The organism is Mesorhizobium sp. M1E.F.Ca.ET.063.01.1.1 (assembly GCF_003998155.1).
GTDB lineage: Bacteria > Pseudomonadota > Alphaproteobacteria > Rhizobiales > Rhizobiaceae > Mesorhizobium.
In genome coordinates this window covers 1-8,552 of the sequence record NZ_RZSC01000212.1, presented here as the reverse complement: position 1 = coordinate 8,552, position 8,552 = coordinate 1, and the positions used below count along the sequence as shown (strand labels likewise).

At 65.2% G+C, this 8,552-nt stretch carries 4 protein-coding genes and 2 pseudogenes; 2 read left to right on the top strand and 4 right to left on the bottom strand.

Going from position 1 to position 8,552, the window contains the following annotated elements; translation table 11 throughout:
* The 4 genes and pseudogenes from EOA29_RS16730 to EOA29_RS16715 all read right to left on the bottom strand — a co-directional run.
* Positions 1-920, bottom strand: a 920-nt coding sequence (locus EOA29_RS16730) for an ATP-binding cassette domain-containing protein (RefSeq protein WP_145969689.1), incomplete at its 3' end; no start/stop codon positions are given.
* 241 nt (positions 921-1,161) lie between these two features.
* A pseudogene (locus tag EOA29_RS16725) lies at positions 1,162-2,068 on the bottom strand (DMT family transporter).
* 120 nt (positions 2,069-2,188) lie between these two features.
* Positions 2,189-5,305, bottom strand: coding sequence for an excinuclease ABC subunit UvrB (uvrB, locus tag EOA29_RS16720; protein WP_126092406.1), 3,117 nt, complete (start codon positions 5,303-5,305; stop codon positions 2,189-2,191).
* A gap of 118 nt (positions 5,306-5,423) precedes the next feature.
* Positions 5,424-6,680 carry a hypothetical protein gene (locus EOA29_RS16715; protein WP_126092407.1) on the bottom strand — a complete coding sequence of 419 codons (1,257 nt, stop codon included), beginning with the start codon at positions 6,678-6,680 and terminating at the stop codon, positions 5,424-5,426.
* A gap of 167 nt (positions 6,681-6,847) precedes the next feature.
* Here EOA29_RS16715 and EOA29_RS16710 point away from each other — a divergent pair, with 167 nt between their 5' ends.
* Positions 6,848-7,897, top strand: a complete 1,050-nt coding sequence (locus EOA29_RS16710; protein WP_126092408.1) for a CapA family protein — start codon at positions 6,848-6,850, stop codon at positions 7,895-7,897.
* 73 nt (positions 7,898-7,970) lie between these two features.
* A pseudogene (locus EOA29_RS16705) lies at positions 7,971-8,552 on the top strand (hypothetical protein); the annotation flags it as partial.

Below are 8,552 nucleotides of genomic sequence, written 5' to 3'. Positions count from 1 at the left end.
GGCGTTTCCACGGCAGCGTCGTCCAGCGTGATCAGTACCTTGGCGTGGGTGCCGCGGTTTGCCAGCCGGATGGCGCCGGCCGAACGCCCGCGATGTGCGGCCACGGCTGCATCCTCCAGCTTCTCGGCTCGTTGCTTGAGCTGCCTGGTTTTCACCGTGAGCAGATCGCTGCCCGAATTGATGCCGATATTGTTGAGCTTGGCGGCCTGCTTGCGTAACTGCTGGGCGACCTTCATGTCGCGCTCGAACCGGCGCGCCGTCGAGGCGTCGGCCTTGTCGAGCGCTTGCCTGGCGCGCGAATAGGGCAGCGCGAATACCGGCGATTCTTCCGGGCGCAGGAACAGGGTGCGGTTGGTGGTGGCATCGAGGAAGGCGCGATCGTGGCTGGCGATGATCGCCGGCACCTCGCGCGGCAGCGCGTTGAGCCAGGTTTCCAGCAGGCCGATCTTGACAAGGTCGAGGTGGTTGGTCGGCTCGTCAAGCAGGAGCACGTCCGGATCGGTAACCCAGACGCGGGCGATCAGCGCCAGCCGCTGCCAGCCGCCGCTCAAGGCGCGCATCGGCCGGCCGCGCATATCCTCGGGCACGTCGAGCGAATCCAGCACCACGTCAACGCGCCAGTGTTCGCTGTCGCGCTGTTCGGGCGGCAAGACATCGGCGACCACTTGATGGAAGCCACGGTCGAGCAGCGCCTCGGGGACGGATTGCTCGACATGGCCGACGCGCAGGCCGCGCGATCGGGTAATGTCGCCGGTCGTGGCGTCCAACTCACCGGCCAGGCATTTGAGAAGCGTGGATTTGCCGCGGCCGTTGGCGGCGACGATGCCGAGCCGATCGCCGGCGCCGATGGTGAGATCGAGATTGGAAAAGAGCGGCGCACTCATGGTGACGCCGAGGGATTTGAGGCTGATCAGGGCCATATCGATTTCTCTGGTCTTGCCGGAGCGCGGCTCAATGCACTTTGACGGTGCGCCGGCAGGCCATCAGGCCAAACTCAGCGGCACCACGAAGGGCAGACCAAAAAATCGAAGCGGGGAAAATTCCCGGACCGTCCTGGTCAGCCCTGCAAGCAAGCTCGCAGGGCACAGACAGGGCCGCGCTGACGGTGGTGATCGATAGACACGCAGCCCTCCTTTCCAGACGTTCGAGTATGGGCAGGGGTTACACCAAAGGCGTGGCCGATGGCAAGGGCGCAGCCTGGGGCAGCGATTTGGCCCGTCTCGGAAAAGGGTCGAGAACGAGCATGCAGCCGGCAATGATCGCGACCGCGCCAAAACCCTGGACGAGCGAGAGCGGCTCCTTGAGCAGCATCGTGCCGACCAGGACCGCGACCACCGTCACCGCGAATTCGACGCTGATCGTCCTGGTGGCGCCGATGCTCGCGACGAGACGGAAATAGACGACATAGGTCAGCGCGCTCATCACGCAGCTCAGGATGGCGAGATAGAGGAGATCGACGGCGCGCGGCATTGCCGGCACCGGTACGAAGAACAACAAGGGCAACGTCATCAGCCCGCCGAAAAGGAAAGCCGCGCTGGTGCCCGGCCGAGCGGAGGTGGCGGCTCCCATAGTTGCTGCCGAAGGCCGCCGAAAACGAGCTGAACAGCGAAGCGGCGCAACCGATGAGGAAAGACGGCGTCACCGGGACTGCCGGGAAGCCGACCAGAAGCCCGATGCCGGCTGCACCGACCACCAGCCCCGACAGTCCGCGCAGCGTGATGCGCTCCAGGCCCCATAGCTGGCCGAGGATCATTGAAAAGAGCGGGATGGCGGCGACGAGGATGGCGGCCATTGCGGTGCCGATACGCGGCGTGGCGAAGGAAAGCCCGATCAGCTGGGCGGCGACCGTGGTGGCACCGACCGCCGCGAAGTGGCGCCAGCCGGCGCTGAAGTCGAGCCGCCGGCGCGTGGCCATCGCCAGCAGGAACAGCGCGCCGCCGGCGATCAAGGCACGCAACGTCACCGCGCCGATCCAGCCGAAGGCCTGAACCGTTTTCAACAGGACAAGAAAGGACAGCCCCCAGGTTAGGGCCAGGAAGACATAGGACGCGATGTCTCTGGGTTTCATGGTCGGCGGGGGCGGGATTGAAGAGCGAAGGCGGAACCGTCGCCTAGCGTTTGCGCGTGCGCATGGCAAGCGGAGGCTGATGGGCCAGCTTCCTTCCCGCCTAGTGGCGTAGCGATGTCGTTACTGCCCTGGGCGCCCCGTCTTGCTCGGCCGCCGTTTCTGACGGCGCTCGTCAGCCGGATCCTCGTAAGAACCGATGCCTGAGCGTTGGCGCACGATGGGCTTGTCGTCGCGCGCTTCGGTTCTGCCGGCATTCGCCTCCGGCGAGACCGGCCGTGGCTTGGCCGGCACTTTTCCTTCGACGGGTTTCTCCGTGCGGCGCACGGTCATCTCGTCGAGCGAGTTCTTTCGGAACAGAGGCTTGGTGCGGTCGCCGGGAATGCCGAAATCGGAGCCATGCGCTTCCTGCGCCGACTGTCTCTTGAACAGCGAGCGCGAGACGGCGCCGGCCGGCGTCGGCATGTCGGTGCCCGGACCCATATCGTCGATCGACGGCTTGGCGAAGAGCGGCTTCTTCACCGGCTCGGCGCCGTCTGCGCCCATCTTGTCGAGATGCGGCTTGCGGAACATGTTGGGGCGGGCCGCCCTGGCCGCTTCCTCGGCGGCGCGTGCTTCGTCGAGCCTGCGGAAGCGCTCCTGTTCCTCGGCCGTACGGTGCCTGGCCACGCCCTTGTTGTGCCTGCCCTTCTCGCGGCCAGAGGCGGGACTTTGGCTTTCCACCTCGCGCGCCAGCGGGTCGTCGGAGATCGCAAGCTCCATCTCGCGCAGCCGCTTGATCTCGTCGCGGACACGGGCGGCCTTCTCGAAGTCGAGATTGGCGGCGGCGTCGCGCATCTGCCTGTCGAGCGCCTCGAGATGGGTTTTCAGATTGTTGCCGATCATGGCCCCGGCATCGTCGGTGAACTGCGAGATGTCGGCGCGCACGTGATCCTTCTCGTAGACCGAGTCCAGGATGTCGGCGATGCGCGACTTGACCGATTCCGGCGTGATGCCGTTGGCCGCGTTCCACTCCATCTGCTTCTCGCGGCGGCGGTTGGTCTCCGCCATCGCCCGTTCCATCGAGCCGGTGATCTGGTCGGCGTAGAGAATGACCTTGCCGTCGACGTTGCGGGCGGCGCGGCCGATGGTCTGGATCAGCGAGGTTTCCGAACGCAGGAAACCTTCCTTGTCGGCGTCGAGGATGGCGACGAAGCCGCATTCGGGAATGTCGAGGCCTTCGCGCAGCAGGTTGATGCCGACCAGCACGTCGAAGGCGCCGAGGCGCAGGTCGCGCAGGATCTCGATGCGCTCCAGCGTGTCGATGTCGGAGTGCATGTAGCGGACACGGATGCCGTTCTCATGCAGGTATTCGGTAAGGTCCTCGGCCATGCGCTTGGTGAGCACCGTGACCAGCGTGCGATAGCCCAGCCTGGTGGTCTCGCGGATCTCGCCGACGACGTCGTCGACCTGGCTCTTGGCCGGGCGTACCTCGACCGGCGGGTCGATCAGGCCGGTCGGGCGGATAACTTGCTCGGCGAAGACGCCGCCGGACTGCTCCAACTCCCAGCCGCCCGGCGTCGCCGAGACGGCGACCGACAGCGGGCGCATGGCGTCCCATTCCTCGAAGCGCAGCGGCCGGTTGTCCATGCAGGAGGGCAGGCGGAAGCCATACTCAGCCAGCGTCGCCTTGCGGCGGAAGTCGCCGCGATACATGCCTCCGATCTGCGGCACGGTGACGTGGCTTTCGTCGATGAAGATCAGCGCATTGTCCGGCACATATTCGAACAAAGTCGGTGGCGGCTCGCCCGGCTGACGTCCGGTGAGATAGCGCGAATAGTTCTCGATGCCGGCGCAGGAGCCGGTCGCTTCCAGCATCTCGAGATCGAAGCGCGTGCGCTGCTCGAGCCGTTGCGCTTCCAGCAAACGGCCAGCCTTTTCAAGCTCTTGCAGGCGGTGCTGCAATTCTTCCTTGATCGACTTGATGGCCTGATTCAAGGTCGGGCGCGGCGTCACATAGTGCGAATTGGCGTAGATCTTGACGCTCTTCAATTCGCCGGTCTTCTGGCCGGTCAGCGGGTCGAACTCGGTGATGGCCTCGATCTCGTCGCCGAACATCGAGATGCGCCAGGCGCGGTCTTCCAGGTGGGCGGGAAAGATCTCGATCGTGTCGCCGCGCACGCGGAACGAGCCGCGCACGAAGTTGACGTCCTGGCGCTTGTATTGCTGGGCGACGAGATCGGCGAGCAGAGCGCGCTGGTCGAGCCGGTCGCCGACCTGCATCTGGAAGGTCATCGCCGTATAGGTTTCGACCGAGCCGATACCGTAGATGCAGGACACCGAGGCGACGATGATAACGTCGTCGCGCTCCAGCAGCGAGCGCGTCGCCGAGTGGCGCATGCGGTCGATCTGCTCGTTGATCGAGGATTCCTTCTCGATATAGGTGTCGGTGCGCGGGACGTAGGCCTCCGGCTGGTAGTAGTCGTAGTAGGAGACGAAATACTCGACCGCGTTTTCCGGGAAGAATTTCTTGAACTCGGCGTAGAGCTGCGCGGCCAGCGTCTTGTTGGGCGCGAGAATCAGGGCGGGGCGCTGCGTCTCCTCGATCACCTTGGCCATGGTGAAGGTTTTGCCCGAGCCAGTGACGCCGAGCAGCACCTGGGTGCGGTCGCTCTGGTCGACGCCTTCGACGAGGTCCTTGATGGCGGTCGGCTGGTCGCCGGCCGGCTCGAAATCCGAGACCATCTTGATGGCGATGCCGCCTTCCGACTTTTCCGGCCGGGCCGGGCGGTGGGGCGTCCAAAGCTGGCCGTCCTTGTGCAGCGGATTGCCGGATTCGATCAGCGCCGACAACGCTGCGACAGTGGCGGTCACACCACTCGACGAGACCGACTCGGCGTCCTCCAGGCTGATGTCGAGGCCGGCCACCGGGTTGAGGCCGGCGGCCGCGCGTTCCTTCGCCGAGGCTGCACCGCCCATCGAGGTGCCGCGCGCCGTGCGGCCGGGCGCGGACGAGCGTTCGGGGATCTTCTTCGGCGCTTTTGCCTTCGGCTGCTTCTCCGCCTCGCGCTCGATCTGTCCAGCCCAATCGGAGATCGAGCCGGTCAGCGGCGCGCCGGAGAATTCGCTCTGCGGCGCTTCGGCAAAACCACCGGGCTTCAACGGCTCGGCGGCGTCGAGGAATTCGGTCAGTGGGCTGCGCCGTTTCGGCGCGCCATCTTGCGCCGGCGAGGGCGTTTTCTTGTCGGTGCGTTTGGCCATGGCCCGAATATGGGAGGACTCGGCCAAAATGGAAAGAGCGGAGTGAAAGGGCGGGTGCGCCCTGCGGACGCTGCTGACAGAAGGCTGTCAGGAGGCATGTCGCGCCCGCCGCTTCGCCTCAATTGAACCACAGCGCGAAAATCAAGAATCCGGCACCGCCGAACTCGCGCTGGATCTGGTCGAAATCGTCGCTGGTCAGGATTTTTCCGCTCTCGACATAGGGCGCGATGGCTGGACCGGTGATCGACAGGACGAGGTCGAAGGGTTTCGGCTCGTCGAAGAAACGCTTCATGTTGATGCCCTTGCCGGCGATGCGGAAATGCGGCAGCAGCACGCGGCCTTCCAGAAGATCCTCGGCCATGGTCAAAGTGGCGAGCCAAGCCGTCACCTGCTCCTCGCCGACTTCGAGGCCGGTGAGTGGGTTGACGCCCTTCTGCTGTGGCCCCGGCAGCCATTCGCGGTCGTTGTCGGTTTCGGCGAGGATCGCTTTCCAGTCTTCGCGCGAAAGCCGGATCATCTCCAGCAGATGCCTGCGCGCCGCCTGGCGGCGCTCCGGCTCGACCACCGGCCAGTTGACGAGATGCACCAGCGAAATGAAGTCGGCGAAGCGCCATTCAGAAGAAAAGATGTTGCCGCTCATACCGCCGTCCGGCGGCACCAGCGTGTCCTGCAGCGGCAGTTTCGCGCGCGGGAACAGCATGTGGAAGGAACCGTCGAACATGGTCCTGAAATCATGCGCCAGCCAGAAATCGGCCTGGGCCATCAGGAACTCGGCGTAACCTTGCAGCCAATAGCCGTCGGCGCGGTCGAAGCGGAAGGCGAGCGAGGGCGCGGCAGCGCTCGCGTCGACACTGCCGCGCGAGAGCGAGGCCATGATCGCGGCGATACTCTCGTCCGGCGCGATGTTGCCGTCCTCATTGAGATCGATGCCGGCACGGGTGAGGTCGACCACCATGCCGATATCGGCACCGGCCGGCACGGAGCCCAGCGTGGTGGCGGATTTCTCCAGCTGGTCGCGGAAGGCGACCAGGATGGCGCGGAATTCTTCATAGGTCAGCGGCTGCGGGTTGGGGTTGTCCGGCACCGGCAGCCGCATCAGGGGCAGCATGAAGGATTGCGGACTCTCGAAACCGTGGCGGTGGAGGCCACTGGCCAGAATCTCCAGCGCGGTGAAGAATTCGCCGGCGCCGGCTGCGTAGGCCGCTGCCGGGTCGCCCGATGCGGATGCCTCCAGGGTCGACAACGAACTGTTCCGCTCCGAAACGTTTTTCGCCTCGAACAGCATCTTTGCTGCGCCCGGCATTTCCGCGGCGACTGACGAGATCGGCAGGCAAAGGCACAAGGCGGCCGCCATAAGACAGACTATGCGCGTCATCGTCATCCTCCCACCGACGTTGCAGCGAACATACACTTTTTTGGCCCATGGCGCCTGCCTGGCCGGACTGGACTTGCATCCGGCGTCAACCGACCCGCCACTCAATGAGGCCGGCTTCAACCCGTTCGCGGAACGGTCTACACACGTGGCAAACGATTGGGCATGGCGTGTCGAACTATCCGCTCTCCTACAAATTGTCGTGGCTGCCGCGCTTCCTGAAGCCGTCGCTTGGCGGTGACACGAACGGTTTCGCTGCGCCGGCGGCGAGCCTGATGGATCCGCCACCGGCGCGGACGGTGCGGCTTGCCTTCATCGGCGACCTTTCGGCGGTCGCCAACCGCACGGCGCCGGAGTGCGATCCTGCGATCGCGGCGCTGCTTGCCTCCGCCGATCTCGTGATAGGCAATTGCGAAAGCCCGATCGTCGAGCGGCCGAGCGCGGTGATGGGCACGCGGCTCGGCACCCATCACGCGATGACCGAACGCTTCCTGGCGGACGCGCTGACAGCCGTCGGCATCGCACGCGACAGGTTGGTGCTGTCGCTCGCCAACAATCATGTCCTCGACCAAGGCACTGCCGGCTTCGAGGAGACGGTCGCGGCGCTGAAGCGGCTCGGCATACGCACAATCGGCACCAGTGCTGGCGGGCCGGTCCAGCGCCATGCCGCCGGGTTGCTGACGATCGGCTTCGCCGCCTTCACGCTTTGGCGCAATGCTGACGAGCCCGAATTTCGAGCACGGGTTTCCATGGCGAGCGATCCGGCGGAATGGCCGCGCGAGGCGATCGCCGATGTCGACCTGCTTTGCGCCGTGCCGCATTGGGACTGGGAATTCCGGCATTTTCCGAGACAGCCGACCCGGGTGCTGGCGCGGCGGCTGGCGGGCCATGGCGTCCGGCTGGTCGCCGGGCACCACGCCCATGTCGTTCAGCCGGTCGATCGGTTCGGCGACAGCATCGTCGCCTACGGCCTCGGCGATTTCCTCGGCACGGCCTTCGTCAAACAACCATGGCCGGGCCGCATCGGCTCGATCCTCGCCGTCGACTTCAGCGCCGATGCCGCCACGCGCGGCATGATCGCCGCTTACCGATTGCATTTCTTCATGCGGCTCGGCGCCGGCGGCCATGAGCGGCTGGTGCCGGTGGAAGCGCTGGACGGGGCGATGAAACGCCGGGTCGCGGCTCGGCTGAAGGCTGTCTTTCCAGATCAGCCGGGCTAACCGCCGACCGCTGGCGACTTTCGCGCAAAAGCCGCTATCATGAGCGATGTCTTAGCGGCGGCCGGGGGTGGCCATGGAAGCAGCGGATTTCATGCCGAGCGAAGCGGTGATCGCCGGCATCAGGCACAACATCGAGGCCTATGAAGCGAAGCGGGCGTCGGCCCAGAAACAGGTGCGCTGGCGGGTGCCGCTGTTTGTCGGCCTGGTGATTGTTTTCGTCGTGCTCACCGCCTGGCTGTTCAACAGCGCCGCCGACCCCAACGAACAGTGGCTCTCGACGCCGCACGTCTTTCTCTACCTTGGCGGCTTCATCGTTGCGGTGCTGCTCTATTTCCAGGCGCTGAGGCCGGCGACCCGGCTGCAGCAATCCTTCCGCGATACACTGCTGCCGATGATCTTCGGCTTCGTGCGCGATGTCCGCTACCAGCACGGCGTGCGGCCGAATTCCTTCGACAGGATGCCGCGCGAAACGGTCGGCGCTTTCAATAGGCAAAGTTTCGACGACACGATCTCGGGACGCTACGAGGATTTTCCCTTCGAGCTTTACGAGGCGAAGCTTTGGGAAGGCTCCGGCAAGAGCGAGACGACCGCCTTCAAGGGCGTCATCGTCGCCTTCGAAACCAGCGTGCCCGGGAACGGCTCGATGGTTTCGAAG